The organism is Chitinophaga sp. W2I13, assembly GCF_050434005.1.
Taxonomy (GTDB): domain Bacteria; phylum Bacteroidota; class Bacteroidia; order Chitinophagales; family Chitinophagaceae; genus Chitinophaga.
The window spans coordinates 7,048,465-7,068,399 of record NZ_JBNPWD010000001.1 but is presented as its reverse complement, the minus strand read 5'-3'; the positions used below and the strand labels follow the sequence as shown (position 1 = coordinate 7,068,399).

Below are 19,935 nucleotides of genomic sequence, written 5' to 3'. Positions count from 1 at the left end.
AACAGTTGTATGAAAAAAGTAAGCATAGAGAAGTTGTTACTGTTAGTCATTGGATGTTGGATGTTGCATTGGCCTTGCGCCAATGCAACTATCCGGCCCATGCGCCAGGATATCGACAGCCTTTTAATGTTGCAGCGATCTGTGAAGGTATATCCCAACCCGGTCGTTTCTTCCCTCACCATACAGTCACGCAAATCAATTCAACAGCTGGTACTCTATGGGATGGATGGCAAAACCATCAAGCGTGTAGCGGTTACCGGTAAAAATAACCAGCTGGATGTACAGGATATCCAGCGGGGAGCCTATATGCTGAATACCATTTTTGCAGATGGCACAACGACGTCGAAGATGATCATCAAACAATAATCATTTCAATATGAAAAATTGAAGAAGATGTCAACCAAATTACTATACATAAAGCGACTTTGCATTGCCATATCCCTGACCCTGTTTCAGTTCGTAGCCGATGTTGCATACGCCCAGAATCTTTCCAATAAAGGGAAAGATTTCTGGGTGGGCTACGGACACCACCAGTTCATGGAGATGGGGCAAAGCAACAGCCAGGAAATGATCCTGTACCTGAGTGCAGAACAGCCTGCCACCGTTACAGTGAGCATTACCGGCACCACCTGGACGCGTACGTATAACATCCCGGCGAATACCGTTATTGCTTCTGACCTGATCCCTAAATCGGGCGCTATAGATGCAAGACTGTATTCCCTGCCGCCTTCTTTTGGCGGCACCGGAGGCGAGGGCGTTTTCACGGGAAAGTCTATTCACATACAAAGTAACGTGCCTATTGTTGCCTATGCGCATATTTATGGCAGCGCCTCTTCCGGGGCTACTATGCTGATGCCGGAAGAAACATGGGGTTATTCCTACATTTCTGTGAACAGTATGCAGAACTATGCGGACGACTGTTTCTCCTGGATGTTTGTTATTGCGAACCAGAATAATACTGTGGTGGAAATTACCCCTTCGGTATTAACCCGTAACGGACGCCCTGCGGGCGTACCTTTCACCGTTACGTTGAACCGCGGGGATATCTACCAGCTGGTAGGCGCTTCGCTGGGCAGTGGCGCCGGCCGGGAGCTGACCGGCACTACTATTAAATCGATCGGCAATCCAATGGGACAGTGTTATCCCGTGGCCGTGTATTCCGGCAGCAGCCGTACGGCCATCACCTGCAATAACTCCAGCAGCAGCGGCGATAATAACATCCAGCAGATCTTTCCGTTCCAGGCGTGGGGTAAACGTTATCTCACCGCGCCCACCTCTGAAGATGATTTGCCGTCGACCCTCCAGTATAATATTTATAAAGTAGTGGTGAAAGATCCTGCCACCATTGTAAAAAGAAATGGTGTAACGCTCACCGGCCTGATCGCCAATTCTTACTACGAGTTTGTTAGCAATACCGCCGATTATATAGAGTCAGATAAGCCGGTGCTGGTGGCGCAGTTTATGTCGTCTTCCGGGGCCTGCGGCAATACCGGCGGACTGGGAGATCCGGAAATGGTATACCTGAGCCCTATAGAACAAGCCATCAAGCGGATTGGTTTTTACCGGAACGACCGGGAGTTTATAGAAACCAACTATCTCACCATGATCATTCCTACGGCAGGTATTCCCTCGCTCAGGATTGATGGCAGCCCCCTGTTTGACTTCTCTTACCCGCATCCTAACCTGAACGGTTACACGGTAGTGATCAAAAGATGGCCGGCTGCGCCTGCACAATGTATTGTGAGCAGCGACTCCGCCTTCACCGCAGTTACATACGGCCTGGGCAGCGTGGAAAGCTATGGCTACAATGCCGGTACGCTGATCAATAACCTCAATGCCGTAGGCTCTATTCACAACAGTTATGATACTTCTAAAACATCCAATGATTTTACCTGTACCAATACCCCCGTGCAATTGTCCATTTTAATGGCGTACAAGCCTACAAAAATGGTGTGGCGGCTCAGCACCCTGGGCACAGCGATTACACCTAACGCAGACGTAACGGTTAATGCACCGGTAAGCACCGGTACGGTACTGATCAATGGGATCACTTATTATAAATACTCATTGCCCGGCACTTACCAGTTCAGCGCAATAGGAGAGTATGATATCCCGGTCATGTCCACGCATCCGAGCATTGAAAACTGTAACAACACCGAAAAGGTGGGATTCACGGTATTGGTGAAAGGAAAGCCGCGTGCGGTAATGACTTATACCTATACCGGGTGTTCGCTGGATACGGTTTACTTTAAGGGAGATACAAGCCTGAAGGATCCGCTGATCGACCGCTGGCAGTGGGAGTTCCCGGGAGCAGTGAAGGATAGTGGCATCCAGGTAGGAAAAGTATTTCCTGTGGGGAATGCTGCGGTAAAGCTAACGGTGATTTCAAGGGATGGCTGTGTGGGAGATACTTCCTTCCAGGTAGCCGCAGCGGCCAAACCAGTGGCATCCTTTACAACAGATGCTGCTGCCTTATGCGAAGGCGGAGTATTGAAGATGACCGATAACTCCACTTACGGAGGTACGGCGCCTTTAAAATCGTGGTATTGGAATTTTGGAAATGATTCTGTGCTGAACGCTGTTACCAACGCGGTACAAACGATTACTTACAAAGATCATAATACCTACACCATAAAACACGTGGTGAAAGTAAGTAACCTCTGTGTGAGCGACACCGTTTCAAAAACGGTTACCGTGTACGCCAAACCCAACCCGCTTTTTGCTTATCCCGGCGACTGCCTGCCGGTAGGTGGCCTGGTACAGTTTACCAGCGGTGCAGTGGTACCCGATGCGCAAACCATCAGCACACACGCCTGGAACTTCGGGGATGCTAATGCAACAACTGCTAACCCGAATAGCTCGGTGGCGAAAGATCCCACGCATGCCTATACGAAGTTTGGCACTTATGCTATTAAATATAGTGTAACTACCGATAAAGGCTGTACGAAGGATACTACGGTAACGGCTACCTTTAAACTGAAACCACAACTGGCTTATGCTGCCCTGAACGGGGTTTGCGTAAACATGCCCGGCACCATTGCCATAGGCAAAGCTACTGTACAAAATGGCGTAACTGGTAAAGGTTACTACCGTGGTCCGGCTACGGATTCAACAGGCAATTTCACCCCTGCTACTGCAGGCGCAGGTACGCATACCATCTGGTATGTGTTTACCACCAGCAACGGCTGTACCGATTCCATTTCCACCACCGTGGTAGTGTATCCTAAACCTGCAGCTGCTTTTACAGCTACCGCCAATTTGTGTCTTGGACAGAATACTGTTTTCACTGACCAGTCTGCCATTCCCGTAGGAACCATCACCAACTGGAAATGGGACCTGGGCAATGGTACGCTGAGAAACAACACCAACAACAATCCGTTTACCATCACTTACCAGAAAGACAGCAGCTACCTCGTGAAGCTGGTGGCGGTGAGTGATCATAATTGTATCAGCGATACCGCCAAAGCCATAGTGGCCGTACATGAGTTGCCGGTGACCGATTTTGCGCTGCCTGCCAAAGTATGTATGCCGGATGGAACCGCCGCGTTTACCAATCTCACTACGGCGAGAGACAAGTCATCCCTTTCTTACCAGTGGAACTTCGGCGACGGTGGTGCAGGATCGGCGGCAAAAGATCCTACCTGGCAGTATAAAACCTTTGGACCGTTTAACGTGAAGCTGGTGGCTACTACCGCTTATGGTTGTAAAGATTCGGCCACTAAAACATTAAGCGCCTTCTTTGGCCAGCCGGTGGCATCCTTTAAAGTAACGCCGGATACCCTTTGCCAGGGCGCCGACAATGTGTTTACGGATCAAAGCACAGATCCTACCGGAAGCATTAATAAATGGGAGTGGAGCTTTGGCGATGGCACCACCTCCACTGAACAACACCCGGTAAAAAAATATACCGCACCTGGTGAATACAGCGTGCAGTTGCAGGTAGCAAATCAGTCGGGTTGCGGATCATCTGCCTATAGCAGCAAGGTGATTGTATACCTCCAGCCGGTGATAGATGCCGGACCATCCTTTGTTGTGCCGCAGGGTACTATCGTGAGCTTTAAGCCGGTAGCCAACGATTCGGTGAACCTCACTTTTGCCTGGGACCCTGCTGCCGACTTCCCCGATCCTACGGTGTTGTCGCCGGTAATTCCCGCCATGCACGATGCCACGTACACACTTACTGCCATCGGCAAACATAGTTGTATGGCTCGTGACGCTATGACGGTGAAAGTATTAAAACCAGTTGCGCCACCAAATGCCTTCTCTCCAAACGGAGATGGTGTTAATGACACCTGGATTATCACCAACCTGTCTGATTATGCAGAAAGCACCGTGGAAATATTTAACCGCTACGGACAAAGGATATACCATTCCACCGGTTATAATGTACCATGGGACGGCAGATTCAAAGGTAATCAGCTGCCAATGGCCACTTACTATTATGTAATCAGGCTCCGGGCGGGTATGGCGCCTATCACCGGCTATGTAACTATTATCAGGTAAAGTAAATCATTCACATAAAACCGTATTGTAAATGAGAACGATCATTGCAACCTTATTCATCTTTGCTGCCACTGTATGCTCCGGTACCCGGTTAATGGCGCAAACCGATCCCCACTTTTCACAGTACTACGTATATCCGTCGTGGTTAAATCCTGCGCTTACAGGCGTATTTGATGGCGACTATCGCGTGGCGGCCATTTACCGCACGCAGTGGGGGAATATCAGCCCGTTTAAAACATACGGTGTAAGCGGGGAAATACCCACCGCAAAGAATATTAATATAGGCGCCAGCGTATTAAATCAAACTGCCGGCGATGGCGGTTACAATTATACAACGGCTTATGTAAGCGCGGCCTATACCGGTGTGAAACTCGATGCTTCCCATTATCACCAGTTGAACTTCGGCTTGCAGCTGGGCTTTATCCAGCGCAGGTTTGACCCTTCCAAGCTCACCTATGGCGAGCAATGGAACCCTGTTACCGGCTACAACCCCGGTAATCCTGTATCGGATGTACTTACCCGTAACTCGGCAGCCTCCTTTGATGCCGGCGCAGGGGCATTGTATTATGACGCTACCCCCGGGAAGAACTTTAATATTTATGGCGGCGTCTCCGTTATGCATCTTACCAAACCACAGGACCAGTTCAGCGCCAAAGGTGATGCCCGTTTCCCGATGCGCTTTAATGTACACGGCGGCGTGAAGTTAACCCTGTCGGAAATACTCAGCATTACACCCAACTTCCTGTTCATGCAGCAGGGCCCTGCACAGGAAAAAATGATCGGCGCCTATGGCCAGCTGAATGCAGCAGCGGGAACGGATTTCCTGCTCGGTGTAAACTACCGGTACAAAGATGCAGTGACTACACACGCGGGATTTATTTATAAGAATATGATGCTCGGCGCCAGCTATGATATCAATACATCTGATCTCAGCAAAATGGCACATGGCTCCAACAGCTTTGAAATATCCCTTACGTTCATTGGCCGCAGATCGGTAAGAACACCGGATGTAGAATTTGTTTGTCCACGATTGTAATCAACTTTTAAAAGCAACAGGATCTCATGAAAAAAATAATATTTACTTCCGCATTGCTGTTATCGGGTATGATGTCGTTTGCACAATTTACCTATAACTATCTCAAAGCGGCAGATCAGTACTACAGTAAAGAAGACTACAATTCAGCGGCTACCTATTATGAAAAGTACCTGGGCTCCCGTACCAAAACGGTGAAGCCGGATACTTACAAACCTTATGCGGCCGTGTCGGTGGTAAAGAATAAAACAGTAAAGGTAAGCAGCGAACAGCTGGCGGTGTATAAGCTGGCAGAGAGCTATCGCAACCTGCATAACTATGGTAAGGCAGCGCCTTACTACGAATCCGTGATGGAACTGGATAAAGCTGGTTTCCCATTGGCGCCATACTACTACGCAGTTTCCCTGCGGGCATTGGCTAAGTATGAAGAGGCGACCCAGGCGTTCAAAAATTTCCTGGACAGCTATACGGCTAATGATAAATTCACGGAAGCGGCTAAACGCGAATTGCAGAACCTGGCTTTTATTACCGCCCAGTTGAATAAAAAAGATCTGTCGGAGTACAGCGTAAAGAAGGCGCCTCCTGCGTTAAACACTACGGGGGCCAGCTATGCGCCGTTGTGGAGTAACGGCAGTACCCTCATCTTTACTTCTACCCGGCCCGACAGTTCGTTTCAGAAAAATCATACTTATATCAATCGTTTATATACCGCCACCTATGAAGCCGGGCAGGTATCTGATATTCACCTGTTAAAGCTCGATCAGCCGGAAGGGCTGCACCAGGGCGCTGCATGCCTGTCGCCCAACGGGGAGTTACTATTCCTTACCCGCTGGCACATGGATCATGGCAAAAAGGTATCAGCCATTTATGTGTCCCGTAAAAACGGTGATAACTGGAGCGAACCTGTGGTGATGGATGCGCTGGTGAATTCGGTGGGTAATAATACCCAGCAACCGTATTTACTGGAAGATGGTAAAACATTGTTATACGCCAGCGACAGGGCCGATGGCTACGGTGGTTTCGACTTATGGTATGCCTCCCTTGATGAATCCGGTAAGCCCTTGCAAACAGCCAACCTGGGAGAAGTAATCAACACTGCCGGTAATGAGCAGGCGCCATTCTATCATGCGGCTACCAAAACGCTGATCTTTTCGGCAGATAACCGTGTAGGTATGGGCGGATACGACTTCTTTTCCAGCAAAGGAAATGTAGGTACCTGGAAAGCGCCGGTAAACATGGGTTACCCGGTGAACTCCGTGAAAGACGATATTTATTTTACCAGCAGAAGCAATAATAAAAACCTGCTGGATGATGTACTGCTGGGCACTGACCGTGCAGCAGAATGCTGCCTGGAATTGTTCTTTGTACATAAAAACCGTCCGCCAAAACGGTTGAGCGGCATCGTGGTATCCTGCGACAGTAACACGCCGCTGGCGGGTGCTGCCGTAAATGTGATAGATACTATCAGTAACAAAGTGGTATACACGCACACCACGGCCGCCGATGGCAGCTACGCTTTTACCGTGGAAGACTTTTTACCGTTAAAGGCAGTAGCTAATGCAGACGGTTATACGACCAATGCCCGGCAGATAACTGTTCCACAGGACGAAGACACCGCTGCCATGACAGTGCCGGTATTGTGTCTGACGAAACTGGTGACACCGGAAGCGCCGGTAGTGCTGGAAAACGTGTACTACGATTTCAACAAGGCTACGTTACAGGAAGGTTCATTCCCTTCATTGGATAAGCTAGCGGAACTGCTTGCCGCCAATCCCGATATGCACATAGAACTGAGTGCGCATACCGACAGTAAAGGTAAGCCCGCGTTTAACCAACGCCTGTCTGAAGCCCGTGCGAAAACCTGCGTGGAATATCTCGTCAGCAAAGGCATTGATCGCTCCAGGCTTACTTATATAGGTTATGGCGATACACAGCCGGTAGCGCCCAACACCCAGGAAGATGGTAGTGATAACCCGGAAGGAAGACAAAAGAACAGGAGAACGGCATTTACGATCATTAAAAAGTAACAGCCCGGCTGTTTAACCCAAAATCACTGATCCATGAAAAACATTGTGCTCACAGGTTTGCTTGTTTTGCTGGTGCATGTTACCCATGCGCAGCAACAGCCACATTACACGCAGTATATCATGAATCCTTTCATCATCAACCCGGCATTGGCGGGTATTGAAAACTACTGGGACCTGCGCTTCAGTCACCGGCATCAGTGGGTAGGTATGAAAGGTGCACCGGTAACCACGTATATGACCCTGCAGGGGCCTTTGCGTAAATCGGATTACAGTACCGCATCGCCTACAGGTTTTGAGCCAGAAGGAAATAATCCCCGTGGAAAAGGCTACTGGCAGGATTACACCACACCGCCTCCGCATCCCGGAATAGGGCTCACCGTGCTGAACGACAAAACCGGTCCGCTTAACCGCTTTTCCATTACGGGGGCATATGCGCATCACATTAACCTATCTCCCAGAACCAGCGTCAGCGCCGGTATCGGTATAGGTATGCAACAGGTGAGTCTGGATGCCAGCAGGGTGGAATTCTTTGATCCTTCCGATCCGGTGCTGGGCACCAGCACCGGTATACTGAACAAATGGAAGCCGGAAGTAAACGCCGGACTGTGGCTGTACTCAGCAGATTATTTTGCCGGTATCTCTGTACAGAATATTATCCCGCAGCAAATCGGGTTCGACAATGGCAAAGTAGTGGGCGACTCTGTTTACAGCGGCAAACTGGTACCGCATTTATTCTTTACTACCGGCTACCGGTTATGGATAAACGATGATCTGAATGTGATGCCGTCGGTAATGCTGAAAATGATCACCGCCATGCCATTCAGTGTGGATGTTAACGCCAGGTTTATGTACCGCGACCGGCTCTGGCTGGGGGCTTCTTACAGGATAAACGACGGGGGTGGCTGCTATGTTTGGGGTCAACATCAGCTCGCAGTTTAACATTGGTTACTCTTACGACTATACGGCATCTTCCCTGAATACAGTGAGCCGGGGTACTCATGAAATCATGATCGGTTTCCTGCTGGGTAACAAGTATGGAGATACCTGTCCCCGTAACGTATGGTAACGGCTGTCAATTTTTTCATCTTTTCATTTAATAAATAAAAACAAAAACAAAACAATTGTCATTATGAAACAGGTTACACGCTTTATGCCCTATGCATTGATCACTGCGGTTGTATTATTTTTTGCTGCCTGCTCCAAAGACGGAGACCAGGGTCCTGCCGGTCCTGCTGGCCCTGCGGGTCCTTCGGGTGTGCCCGGTGCTACCGGTCCCAAAGGCGATTCAGGTGCGCCCGGTAGTGCGAATGTTATTTATTCTGCCTGGAAGGATGTGGCCTTTGCGCCTGCAGATACCATCTTTAATCAGAATGGTACTATTAACACCATCATATATGGCGCCAGCCTGGATGCTCCGAAGTTAACAGCTCCCTTACTGGCCAATGCATCTATCAACGTATATATCAATCTCGGTACTGCTGCCAATTCTTTCGTACAAGCGTTACCGTATGTGGATGAATATGGTTACCTGGTAAGGTTTGTAGCCTCTGTCGGCGCCATCGACCTGCTTGCGAATGCACCTATCAGCACCACTGCTACGGATAAACGTTATCAATACAGGTATGTAATTATTCCCGGTGGCGTGTCTGCAAGATCTGCGGCAGGCATCGACTGGAATGATTACAGCCAGGTGGAAAAATATTTAAATCTCAAGGACTAGGTTGGCTAATACAACCACCAGTATATAAAAGGGCTGCCTTATTCAGGGTGGCCCCCATTTGAAATCATTTATTGACCAAAATTTACGAAACCGTGTATGAACCCATATAGTGACCTTACGGATCAGGAGTTGATCCGCCTGTATATTTCAGGAAATAACCCGGCTTTTACCGCATTGGTATACCGCCATAAGAACAGGATCTTTACTACTATTGTTTTACTTGTGAGAGACAGAAGCCTGGCGGAAGATATCTTCCAGGAAGTATTTATAAAAATAGTGAACGCTTTACAATCGGGCCACTATGTTGATAACAGCCGGTTCCTGGCATGGGCGGTAAGGATTGCCCATAACGCCTGTATCAGTCATTTCAGGAAAACCAATCAACGGCAAAGCACCATCGTTACCTACAACGATGACCTGGGCGATTACATGGAAGTCACGGAACACAGCCAGGAGTACCGTATGATCCGTGCAGAGGTAACCGAAGAAGTAAACAGGATGCTGGACCGTCTGCCCGGACTGCAACGCGAAGCCCTGATCCTGCGGTATTACGCCGACCTGAGTTATAAGGAGATGGCGCAAACCATCGGTATCAGTATTAATACAGCGCTGGGAAGGGTACGGTATGCACTGATGAATTTAAGGAAACAGGCCGGGGTTGAAAACCTGGTGGCGGTATAATTCTGCGGGTTAAACTAAATGTTGAAAGCCGGGTGTTTTTCGTTAATTTCAGTCAGCCGGAATAACGAAAATACAACTCCCATGTATACCCGAAATAACCCCCAGGAACGTAAATTCCGCAGCAATGCCGATCACATAGCTGGCAGAAATGGTATCTCCCAAAATCCGCCTGTACAGGGAAAATTTATATATGATGGTACCGAAGAGGAACCCACCATCACTGATATGATAGCTTTTAATCCGGAACTGTTTCAGCAGCACTATGGCTTAATACAGGTATTGATGCGCGAACCCAAAGTATATCCACTGGAGAAAGGAAAAGAGAAGGAGGCTATTGAGCGTTACATTAGTGAATTTAAGAGTAAGGATAACGGAGGCCTGCCGAAGATCATCCATTTTATCTGGATAGGGGCTTCCATGCCTGGATCCGGGAAAACAAATGTACTTGCCTGGAAGGAAAGAAATCCCACTGCGCAGATCTGGTTATGGTCTGACAGCCGCTGGCGCGACCGGACTAACCTTATACAGAATGGTTTTGCAGATATGGCCGCCTGGGCAGGAGAGCATGAAATAACCATAAAGGATATCTCGGCTGATGCCAGCGTCTTTACAGAACATTATAAGAAGGAGGCAGGCTATATTAAAAGAGCGCCCACGGATCCAAATGATACATGGACCAACTTTGGCACTGCGTCCGATCTGGCGCGTTACAGCATTCTCAGCAAGTATGGCGGCATCTATTCAGACAGCGATCTTGGTTTCAGGAAGAATACCGGGCAGCATGAATCGGCGGGTAGCTCCCCGCAAGCAGAACATCCTGATATTTTTGAAGAAGTAAAAAAGAAGATCTATAAAACAGGTATGCTTACCCATAACAGGACAGAAGCAAAAAAGGCTGCCAATGACCTGATCGCAGCATTGCCTGGCGCAGAGAATATAGGACTTATTAACGCTAATGCGGAGAAGAAGCTGAATGCGCTATATCAAGACGGGGAGAGGCTTAAAGAGTATCCTGACGTGAAAGGAGGATTATTTAGCGCCCGGGGATTAGAAACAATGGGCTCCACAGGTCCGGAGGGAATGAGAGAAGCGTTAAGAACCAACAGCAGGACAAGAGGGGTTCCCGGTAGTATCCCTGTCGGAAATAGAAAGTATTTCAGTGAAGCAATGGAAAATAAAATATCAGCAGACGATCTCTCCATTAAAGTCCCTTCGCTGGCGGTAAGCGATTTTGAAGGTAGTGATATGTCCTGGCTAAAGTAACGCCTATACAATCTTCCCGTCTTTCCCAAACTCCTTGCGGATGCCCGCCAGCAGATCCTTTTGCCGGATGGTTTTATCTCCCCGTTTCAGCGCCATCAGGCAGCTGTACCGCACGACGTTGATAATAGTGCCGCCGGTCATTTCGTATTTACGCGCAGTGTCTTCCAGGTTCACTTTATCTTCCAGCGCTATATGTGAAGGAAAGGATTGTTCCCATATGCGTAACCGTTGTTCCGGCCCTGGCATAGAGAAATAGATCATCGATTGAAAACGACGGGCAAAAGCTTCGTCGATATTGGCTTTCAGGTTAGTGGCCAGGATTACCACGCCCGGAAAGTCTTCCACGCGCTGTAGCAGGTAAGCCACTTCCTGGTTGGCGTAACGGTCGTTGGAAGAAGAGGTTTGTGTGCGTTTTCCAAACAACGCGTCTGCTTCATCAAAGAATAGAATCCATTGCTGGTTGATGGCCTTGTCAAATACCTGTGCGAGGTTCTTTTCTGTTTCACCAATAAATTTTGATACCACCAGCGATAAGTCGATCCGGTATACATCCATGTTGAACGTTTTACCCAGGAGGCAGGCAGTGAGCGACTTCCCCGTTCCCGGTGGTCCGTAAAAAAGACTGCGGAATCCAGGCTTTATTTTGTGGCTCATGCCCCAGTCGTGCAGCAGGGTGGTGCCATGTTCTATCCATGTCCGGATGTCTTCTACCTCTTCCATCGCATGCGGTTCCAGTACCAGGTCCTGCCACTCCATACCGGTTTCAATACGCTTGGCAGGAAACTGCGTATTATAATCAGGACGGTAGGAAACGCCTTCTGTAAACAGGCTGAGATACTCGGTCGACAAGCTTAGGGTGCCGCTTAGCAGCGGCTCATCGCCGGCGGGGTTGAGTTTGAGGATTTGATGTTTGGCAAAGAAATGATCGGGGCTAAAATACCGGATCATGTTAAACCGTTGCTGCAAGCCGTCCGCCGTCAGCAGGAACGCGGCTGTTTCCCCGGTTGGTAAAAAGCCGCCGTGCATCTGTCCTTTAATACCACCAAATTCTGTGAAGCCTCTATCATAGGTGGCGTTCTTTACAAAGAAAATGTCCAGCAACTGTGGCTGTATATGCGGGATCAGCGCGAGCAGCAGTATAATCCGCTCCGCATGCGACATGCCATAGTGTTTTATAATCTGTGCGTACACAGATGGATCTTCCGAGAGATCCGGTATTGGCGGGTATTCCACCCACTGTTTGCTGGAAGTATTGTTGCATCCGTGCTTCCGTCAGTAGCCGGAACCATTCCAGTTCTTTCTCCAATGCAGCTGCATTGGCTGCTATTAACTGTATGCCCATTCTGTATATATTGTTTTTTCCATCCACGGGGTCTTGATCATGCCAATGCCCCACGGTAAGGTTTGAAGTATCATGTCGTAGCCCCGTTCTTCTACCCGCAGCCACCAGTCGTCATCTTTTTGCCACAGTGCGCCGTCGCGCTGCAGGAAGGCCGCCTGGAAACCTTCTACGGAGGAATTGTTCATTTTCTCCCAGCGCTGGATCACTACTTTCAGCAGTTCTTCGCAGAGTTGTTTTTCTTCCGCGGTCAGCAGTATTTCTGCGGGCACGGGTTCTTCCAGTGGTAAGGCGCATAGTATTTTATTGAGCGCCAATTCATGCTCTGCGTGTATTTCCCTGCCGTTTACCATATACTGAAGCAGGTGTACGGCACGATGTTGTGCCTCCCGGTTTACAAAACCTTCGTCGTTCACCAGGCCGATCCGCTTGAAGCCAAACGGAATAAAAGGATGCAGTATGATCAGGCCGGCGTTACCGGTATAAATGGTATCCAATGGTTGCTTCTTCACTTTAGCCCAGCTGTCGGGCTCGTGAGGCGGTGTTTCCAGCGGATGCGCCGTTGCCGTAGCGGTAGCCGGGTTTGTTGTCCGGAGAAGGTCTTTTTCGTAGAGACTTTCCCGTAACAACGCCCGGTGACGGCTGGCTGTAATGTTTAATTGCGCTTCCTGCTGCAATACCGGTACTACATGCCGTATATGCGTGTACGATAGCGACGCTGGTTGTTGCGCGCTTTTTACCAGCCGGTTGACCAGTATTTCCGCGATGCCCGGGGTGGTCATATTTATAAAATCGAGGAAACGGGCAGCGTAGCTGCGCGCGTCATATACATGTATATGTGCGCCCAGCAGCAACAGGTGAAACCGCCGGAATACCTGTTGCAGCTGTATTTTCTCCTGGCTGCCGGGAAGCAGTGATTCCAGCAGCTGTTGCAACTCGTGCAAGGCATCCGTGGTGTTGGCTGTCCAGCCAAGGGGAACATCCTGTACAATGTCAAGGAACGATTCTTCATCGAGGTGCTGCGCCATTTGTTCTATCAGTGCCGGATGCTGCAGTATTTTACTGTAGAATAACCTGCGTTCCTGCCGGCTGCGCTGCTTATAAAAGCGGACGGCCTTCCGCAGGTCGGTGATGCTGCCCTGGTGACTGTTACCGGCTGTTTCCTGTAACAGGAGCAGGCTGTCCTGTACCGCGTATATATCCAGCGTTTGCCGGATATGGCTGTCGGGCACCCCCGCGTAGAAGGAGAATAACCCATATACCTGCAGCCTGGCCGCCAGTTGTTGACGGTAGCTGGTAAAGAGCTGATGAAGGATGGCAGGAGCGGCGTTGAATAAAAGGACCACGGCTGCTTTGATGATTTCGTTGGTCGCTGATAATGGCAACGAACCCAGTTTTTCCGGCAGCCGGTAGCGTGTAAGGTATGCCGTTAGCAGCTGCCGCGCTTCTTCCAGCACTTGCTGTTGCTGATGTTCCACGGTAATGGAAGGGTAGCGCTGCATGCGCTGTAATAACGACCGGAAGGCCACCGCCGGTTGATAGATCCTGCTGCTGCTGCTGCCTTCCGCAAAGAAGCTGCCTTCTGCGATGGTTTTCTCCAGCCAGGGTTGCAGTAACGTCTGTACCGGTTCAATATGTGGTTCCAGCTGAAGAAACAGCTCCTCCAGTTGCCGGAATAGTTGCGGCGATGGGGTGATGCTTTCCTGTAATAGCTTCATGTGTTCTTCATGATATTCGTATAGCCATTGCAGTAACCTTGCGGCATAGGCTGAAGAGACATTGCCTGCTGCCGGAGGTAATTGCCCGGTGGTCAGGAATTGTTGCAGCCAGCGGGTAATCTCTTCCGGTGAGGCTGTTATCTGTGCGGGTAAGCGTTCTGCCTCCTGCAGGGAAAGAGCGGATACAGGCATGGTCCATGCCTGCAAATCATTGGCCAGTACCGTATTCCCGGAAAGGTGATTAATAACGGGCAGCAGCTGTTGCAGCAGGAAGCGGATCATGTGCGGTGCTGCCACCGGCGTTTCCGACCATGCGGGCAGGAACAGGTGTTGCAGTAACACCTCTTTGCTGATCCGGCGGTAACGCGTGGCGGCGAGTGATTGCCAGATGGCTTGCAGGATAAACTGCTCCGGCGGCAGGGTGCTAACCGTCACAAATTGTTGTACAGCGGTTAATAGCGTATATACGTTGTCGTATACTTCTTCCGCGGCGGCCGCCATACCGCTGCTTTTCAGCAACCGGAAAAACACCGCGGGCTTTACGCCTGACACCAGCCGGTACATAGCTGCCGGTAGGGTGGCGGCGTATTCGAGTATCGTCAGCGTTTGATCCGGATGCTGATCGGCCAGCTGTTCCAGTAAGCTGTTAAGGGAGTAGTGCGCATATATTTTTCCCCACCACGACATACTGCCATAGGTGAGCAGGTGCAGGATCACATCGCGGAGCAACAGCCGTTTTGTAAGCGTGTCCCCGGTAAAGGAAGCCGCAGCAATGGTATCAGCTGCCCAGTTCTTTATCTCCCTTAAATACCCGGTTTGCTCCACCACCGCTTCATTGGTTTGCATAAGTTCATGCCACCTGCCGGCAGCGGTTTGATGCTGCAATACCAGCTGCAGCATTTGTTTAAGGGAGGCGGCGGCATGGTAACCGGTATTGTTAAACATCAGTTGCAGGGACGCAGGTGTAACACCCGGAGCCCACCAGGGAATAGCGCCATATAGCAGATAATAGCGGAGTACATTGATTTGTTCCCCGGTGTCTGCCATTAATTTTTTGTAAGATGGATCACCGCCGGCAACTGGTTTTCGTTGAGGCGAAACGGTTAGTTCGTTATAGAGATCTTTGATATAGTTACCCAATCCTGTTTCTGGTAAGGAAGATTTGTAACGCCACAATGCTTCATAAAACAACTCCAGGATGGTTTCATAGGAAAGGTTGAAATGCCCCGCCAGCTTCAGCAGGTTGCTGCGTACAAATTCTTTGCGGTTAAAGTTGCTGCCCCGTTCCATAATGAGATAGGTGAGCATAAATAACCACACCGCTTTTTCCAGTTCACTGGTTTCAGTATGGAGTAATTGTTGCTGCTGTTGCAGCAACAGTATTTCCCGGCTGCCGGCAATAATAAACAGCGCTTCCGCCGGTTCCAGCACCTGTACGATGGCCTGTAATACATCAACGGAAAATTGCCACACAATTCGCTCCCGTACGCTTTGATTCCGGCCAATGCTGCGGATAAAACCAGCCAGTTTCCCCGGGGAAGTTTTTGATAACTGTAAAATGATGTCTCCCGGTTGCGCGCGTTCGGTGGTAGTGGCCCACCACGGCATCACCCCCTGCAACAGGAAAAAGCTCATCAGTTCCAGCTGCCGGTCTTCGCCTTTCCTTATGGTAATATCCCCGCTAACGCCATGCTGCGTGCCCGCCTGTTGATGATACAGCAGATCGGTAAGCGCCTGTTGCAAAGCCGCTAATATTTTTGTTGGCAGCTCAGCTTCCAGGTCTTTGAAAGGAATGGTCCCTATGTTCAGTATCAGCCCGTCGATAGAAGCCATCATGTCGGCGGGGATCAGTTGTTGCAGTAGATCATCCGTACCATTGCTGATGCTTTGCCGGAAAAGCGTACTCATTTTATCCTGCAAGGCAAAAGCCCTGGGCCTCGAATCGTAGGTGATATCAAAGCTGTATCGCCGGATGATGTGTGCTTCCATTATACAGTAACTACATGTTGAGAAAATGCCGGATCTTTTACAATGAAGGCCAGCAAAGCAGCGGTGGCAGATGGCCGGTCGCCCTCTCCACGCATGGCTTTGAGCCAATCGAAATACCGGGATTCAAAGTCCCGCATCGCGCTGATACCCAGCCAGTCGAAGTTCAAGCGGAATTGCACGGGTGTATGTTCCCGGAACAATCCTTCGGTAAAATTCCTGAACTCCTTATACTGGAAGCGTGCCGGCCATGAAGGGAAAATAATGCTCATGCCGAATTTGAAGAAGGCTTCCTGCAACATTTCAGCCTCGCCGTGTTTTACATAAGGCACCACACGTACCTGCCGGTGCTGCCCGGTTTTCATTTGCCTGATGAGCAACAGCAGGTCCAGCATTGTTTTTTCAACGGCGACCTTATGATCAGGCGAAGTGAAATGTGCTGCTGTTAACAGTTCCGGCGTATCGCCGCGATAGAAATATATTTTGTAATACTGTTGCAGCTGTTGCCAGCTGCCATAAGCATCCTGTTCATTCAGGGCAGCCGCCAGCGGGGCCACGTTTTCCAGCTGCGCTTCCCGCTCTTCAAGGGTGAGCCATTGCGCATGTTGCAGCAGCAGTTTATTGGACCTGCTGTAAATACGGAAACCAAAACTCTTGTCTGTGTAGGCAGGTTTCAGCAACAGATGTTCCAGCAGGTAACATCCTTCCGATTCTGTGCTGATCTGTTTCAGGTGCCGCATCGTTTCTTTTTGCGCCTGCATAGCTTCTTCATGCGTGTTTTCCCGGGTTATCACCTGCCACAACGCATGTGTAGCCTGACGGTATACCACCAGGTACACATCTTCTTCCCCATCGTATACGATGCGGTAATTGGCCGGATCCAGTCCGTAACGCAGCAGCGACACCGACTGACGGCCATAGTCATATTTCTTGCCGGTAATGATTTCGCCTGAAGTGCTTTCAGCGATGTTCACTTTCAGCAGTTCGTCTTTCACTTTGTATTCCTTCACCAGGTGAACATGAATATGTGGCTCGGAAGGTTGACTCACGGATACTTTCCAGTTGCTGCTATCAAATACGGCGGTAAGCCGCTTTCTTTTTTCCGGACGCACATGCAGCAACTTATGCAGAATGGTTTCATAGCCTGACAAACTCCCTTCGTTAAAAATATCTTCGCGGTAGTTGAACGAACGGTTGCGGTTAGCGCTGAGTGCGGGCAGGTCACGAAGGATGGATGCTTTCCATTCCAGCTCCGGACTGATCCGGGTGGGAGGCGCATCGCGGTCATAGGTTTGTTCAAAGAAAGTAACCGGGTATTTCAGTAACACCAGGTTGAAGCGGGCCATCAGGTGATCCAGTATCGTGTTCTTACGTTGCTGGTATTCTTTATCCGGTTCTGCTGCTTCCTGCATATTTTTAATATAGGGGTTCCCGTTATCATTGATGAAATCCTCCCAGGATACGGGTGATTTCTGATGGGTAAATGCTTTCAGCAATGAGGCCACATGCGGCACGTTGTACAGCGGTTGTGTAGCGTAGGTAGCAGCTGGCACCTGTTGCAGGAAAGGCGAAAACAGGTTGCCGATGTTGCTTAGCTGCGCGAGGTAGTTGGCCAGCAACTGTTCAAAAAAGAGCAGGTAAGCCTTTAGCTGTTTAGCCTGTGCCTGGCGGAGGGCGGGAGCATCTTTTTCGAGGCCTTCATGCCCGATGCCATAAATCGCCGGAAAGTGATGCTGAAGGGAATAGTACTGGCCTAAGTTGCGGTATATTCCTTTCAGTGGTTTGGGAGCTTCGGCATTTTGATGACCAGTAAATTTCCTGCGGGCTACTGTTTTTACCTGCTCGTACATATTGAGGAAGCCGGCATCGCGGAGGTTGTATTCAAATTTGTCGCTCGATATTTTTATCTCGTGCTTTTCGCTTATCATTTCCAGATAAGGGTAGTGGCCTTCTTTGATCTGCACCGGTTTTGCCTGGAAGTTACCGTTTTCATCCGCGAGGTAAATAGCTTTTACTTTCATTACGCCGGGTACTTCTGAAACACTTTTCATCAGGTCGGCCGGATCGGCGGTTTGTTTGCGGGGATGCAGATCGCTGTTCGCTACGAAACCTTTCTTCAGCAAGGGACCTGCATACATTTCTTCCGGTGTGTGGCCATTGATATACATTTCGGCGGCGGGTACAAATCTTACCGGCGGGTGCATTGTCATTTCAAAAGCATTGCACATCAGGGCGAGGATCTGCTGTGGCTCATGCCTGCTGTCTACAAAAATTTCGGCCTTAATGAAAATCTCCTGTGGTTGCAATACTACTGCGGGTTCAAAGTCTTCCCCGATGTTCCGGTACGATTGCAGGAGATGATCTGTTTGTGCGGCCAGCTGCTGTACCTGGTCTGCATTGGCTTCCATGTTCCGGGCAATTGCATCTTCCACCTGTATAAATACCCGGTATACGCCCTTTGTACACCCGGATGGATGGATGGTTTGTACGGGTTCAATCCATACATTTTCCAGGTCGTCTATTTCATCCAGCACCAGTTTGCGGTAGTCGTTCACCGTCACGGGCGCGGAGGTAAGCATTTCTGCTCTCCGGAAAAAGGAGTGTTGCAAAGGATCAATGTCGCCCTTTTTATCTGCCAGTATTTCTTCTATTGGGAAAGCCGTGCGATATGCCGGATCAGTGATTGCATAGCATAGCTGTTGCAGGATGGTTACGCCGGGATCATGCAGGTTGTAGTCGGTCCATTCGGTACCGGACAGCTCCTGCACGCGGGTAATGGCTTCCTTCATTAAAAGATCATAATCCATTGCAGGGGCAATGGATTTGTCTCTGTTGATCTGAACGGGACTATCGGACATATGACAGCATTAATAGTAATATTCATCCGGCATAAACAGCTCGTCGCTCCATAGCCGGGTGATGTTATAAAAGATTTCCACACCATCGCCATAGTTGCTGTTGGAACGTAATTGCAGCGCGTAGTTATGCGTGGTGCCTTTCCAGCGCAGTTTGATCTTATTCCAGAAAAAGCCATAGTGGGCGCAGCGCTGGCTGATCCGGTTATGTGATCCGCCGTATGCCGCGAGTGCCGTGGCGTGAAGCAATGCTACCCTGCCGGCGCCTTTCCGGCCGGTTCTGGCCATCACTTCAAATGCCTGGCAGTTATCCATCGATTCGAGAATGGGATGCCATTTGCCGTTTGCCGGAACGGCGCCTGCTTTAAAAGTTCCTACGCGTCCCTGCATACCTGCAAAGCCGTTGACATCCACTTTAAAACGGGGGTCACTTTTTTTCCCGACCCCGAGGTTACCGTTCATATGAAAAAAGAAGCTCTTCCCGGGTCCGGTCTGGTCATCTTCCCCGGTGCCGGGTTTCAGGCGAAGGGCAGGAAAGTCCTGTTCATCTTTTTCCATACAGAAAAAAGGTTCCAGGTCATCAGTGGCGCGGTAAAAGGATACCAGCCGCTTGGAGTCGCCGAGCGTAGATACCAGCAAGCCATTGTCTTCATCTTTTGAAAAACCATCTTCCTGTTTATTGATGGTAGAATCTATCAGGTAGCCGAAGTGGTTTTCTGTTGGCATTATGCCGTTTCTGAAATATTGTTTGAGCTCATCCCGCCCGTATACTTTTTTACTTTGTTGCGTATCCATATATAAGCAATTTAT

Annotated in this window: 13 protein-coding genes; 9 read left to right on the top strand and 4 right to left on the bottom strand. The window is 49.6% G+C overall.

Translation table 11 applies throughout. From position 1 onward, the window contains the following. The first annotated feature begins 9 nt into the window (after nucleotides 1-9). The 9 genes from QFZ48_RS28945 (at nucleotide 10) to QFZ48_RS28905 (ending at nucleotide 11,227) form a co-directional block, all read left to right on the top strand. On the top strand, nucleotides 10-366 hold the full coding sequence (locus tag QFZ48_RS28945; RefSeq protein ID WP_429064936.1) for a T9SS type A sorting domain-containing protein: 357 nt from the start codon (nucleotides 10-12) through the stop codon (nucleotides 364-366). A gap of 27 nt (nucleotides 367-393) precedes the next feature. Continuing rightward, entirely contained in the window at nucleotides 394-4,503 is a 4,110-nt protein-coding gene (locus tag QFZ48_RS28940; RefSeq protein WP_429064935.1) for a PKD domain-containing protein, read from the top strand. A gap of 31 nt (nucleotides 4,504-4,534) precedes the next feature. Beyond that, nucleotides 4,535-5,539 (top strand): PorP/SprF family type IX secretion system membrane protein, encoded by a 1,005-nt coding sequence (locus tag QFZ48_RS28935; RefSeq protein ID WP_079467646.1) that lies wholly within the window; start codon nucleotides 4,535-4,537, stop codon nucleotides 5,537-5,539. 26 nt (nucleotides 5,540-5,565) lie between these two features. Next, entirely contained in the window at nucleotides 5,566-7,563 is a 1,998-nt protein-coding gene (locus tag QFZ48_RS28930) for an OmpA family protein (RefSeq protein WP_429064933.1), read from the top strand. Nucleotides 7,564-7,596: 33 nt separating this feature from the next. Continuing rightward, a complete protein-coding gene (locus tag QFZ48_RS28925; RefSeq protein WP_429064931.1) occupies nucleotides 7,597-8,502 on the top strand; it encodes a PorP/SprF family type IX secretion system membrane protein in 906 nt (301 codons plus the stop codon). Next, nucleotides 8,471-8,629 carry a type IX secretion system membrane protein PorP/SprF gene (locus QFZ48_RS28920; protein ID WP_429065574.1) on the top strand — a complete coding sequence of 53 codons (159 nt, stop codon included), beginning with the start codon at nucleotides 8,471-8,473 and terminating at the stop codon, nucleotides 8,627-8,629. The genes QFZ48_RS28925 and QFZ48_RS28920 overlap by 32 nt, the downstream gene beginning before the upstream one ends. 63 nt (nucleotides 8,630-8,692) lie before the next feature. Further along, nucleotides 8,693-9,283: a hypothetical protein gene (locus tag QFZ48_RS28915; RefSeq protein ID WP_429064930.1), complete on the top strand. Its 591-nt coding sequence runs from the start codon at nucleotides 8,693-8,695 to the stop codon at nucleotides 9,281-9,283. A gap of 96 nt (nucleotides 9,284-9,379) precedes the next feature. Further along, complete coding sequence (locus QFZ48_RS28910; RefSeq protein ID WP_370910121.1) at nucleotides 9,380-9,964, top strand: RNA polymerase sigma factor; 585 nt, start codon at nucleotides 9,380-9,382, stop codon at nucleotides 9,962-9,964. Between the two features lie 81 nt (nucleotides 9,965-10,045). After that, nucleotides 10,046-11,227: a glycosyltransferase gene (locus QFZ48_RS28905; protein WP_429047394.1), complete on the top strand. Its 1,182-nt coding sequence runs from the start codon at nucleotides 10,046-10,048 to the stop codon at nucleotides 11,225-11,227. Nucleotides 11,228-11,230: 3 nt separating this feature from the next. On the opposite strand, the gene QFZ48_RS28900 is transcribed toward QFZ48_RS28905, so the two are convergent. The 4 genes from QFZ48_RS28900 to QFZ48_RS28885 form a co-directional block, all read right to left on the bottom strand. Then, entirely contained in the window at nucleotides 11,231-12,388 is a 1,158-nt protein-coding gene (locus tag QFZ48_RS28900) for an ATP-binding protein (RefSeq protein WP_429064928.1), read from the bottom strand. 165 nt (nucleotides 12,389-12,553) lie between these two features. After that, nucleotides 12,554-16,273, bottom strand: a complete 3,720-nt coding sequence (locus QFZ48_RS28895; RefSeq protein WP_429064927.1) for a contractile injection system tape measure protein — start codon at nucleotides 16,271-16,273, stop codon at nucleotides 12,554-12,556. Then, nucleotides 16,273-19,128, bottom strand: a complete 2,856-nt coding sequence (locus tag QFZ48_RS28890) for a hypothetical protein (protein ID WP_429064926.1) — start codon at nucleotides 19,126-19,128, stop codon at nucleotides 16,273-16,275. Before QFZ48_RS28890 ends, QFZ48_RS28895 begins: the two co-directional genes overlap by 1 nt. Nucleotides 19,129-19,137: 9 nt before the next feature. Then, nucleotides 19,138-19,920, bottom strand: a complete 783-nt coding sequence (locus QFZ48_RS28885; RefSeq protein ID WP_429064924.1) for a hypothetical protein — start codon at nucleotides 19,918-19,920, stop codon at nucleotides 19,138-19,140. Nucleotides 19,921-19,935 lie beyond the last annotated feature (15 nt).

What these genes read in the sequence shown, in the direction of transcription:
- QFZ48_RS28945 (WP_429064936.1), top strand. Translation starts at nt 10, where the DNA reads ATGAAAAAAGTAAGCATAGAGAAGTTGTTACTGTTAGTCATTGGATGT.
- QFZ48_RS28940 (WP_429064935.1), top strand. Translation starts at nt 394, where the DNA reads ATGTCAACCAAATTACTATACATAAAGCGACTTTGCATTGCCATATCC.
- QFZ48_RS28935 (WP_079467646.1), top strand. Translation starts at nt 4,535, where the DNA reads ATGAGAACGATCATTGCAACCTTATTCATCTTTGCTGCCACTGTATGC.
- QFZ48_RS28930 (WP_429064933.1), top strand. Translation starts at nt 5,566, where the DNA reads ATGAAAAAAATAATATTTACTTCCGCATTGCTGTTATCGGGTATGATG.
- QFZ48_RS28925 (WP_429064931.1), top strand. Translation starts at nt 7,597, where the DNA reads ATGAAAAACATTGTGCTCACAGGTTTGCTTGTTTTGCTGGTGCATGTT.
- QFZ48_RS28920 (WP_429065574.1), top strand. Translation starts at nt 8,471, where the DNA reads ATGTTTGGGGTCAACATCAGCTCGCAGTTTAACATTGGTTACTCTTAC.
- QFZ48_RS28915 (WP_429064930.1), top strand. Translation starts at nt 8,693, where the DNA reads ATGAAACAGGTTACACGCTTTATGCCCTATGCATTGATCACTGCGGTT.
- QFZ48_RS28910 (WP_370910121.1), top strand. Translation starts at nt 9,380, where the DNA reads ATGAACCCATATAGTGACCTTACGGATCAGGAGTTGATCCGCCTGTAT.
- QFZ48_RS28905 (WP_429047394.1), top strand. Translation starts at nt 10,046, where the DNA reads ATGTATACCCGAAATAACCCCCAGGAACGTAAATTCCGCAGCAATGCC.
- QFZ48_RS28900 (WP_429064928.1), bottom strand. Translation starts at nt 12,388, where the DNA reads ATGTCGCATGCGGAGCGGATTATACTGCTGCTCGCGCTGATCCCGCAT.
- QFZ48_RS28895 (WP_429064927.1), bottom strand. Translation starts at nt 16,273, where the DNA reads ATGGAAGCACACATCATCCGGCGATACAGCTTTGATATCACCTACGAT.
- QFZ48_RS28890 (WP_429064926.1), bottom strand. Translation starts at nt 19,128, where the DNA reads ATGTCCGATAGTCCCGTTCAGATCAACAGAGACAAATCCATTGCCCCT.
- QFZ48_RS28885 (WP_429064924.1), bottom strand. Translation starts at nt 19,920, where the DNA reads ATGGATACGCAACAAAGTAAAAAAGTATACGGGCGGGATGAGCTCAAA.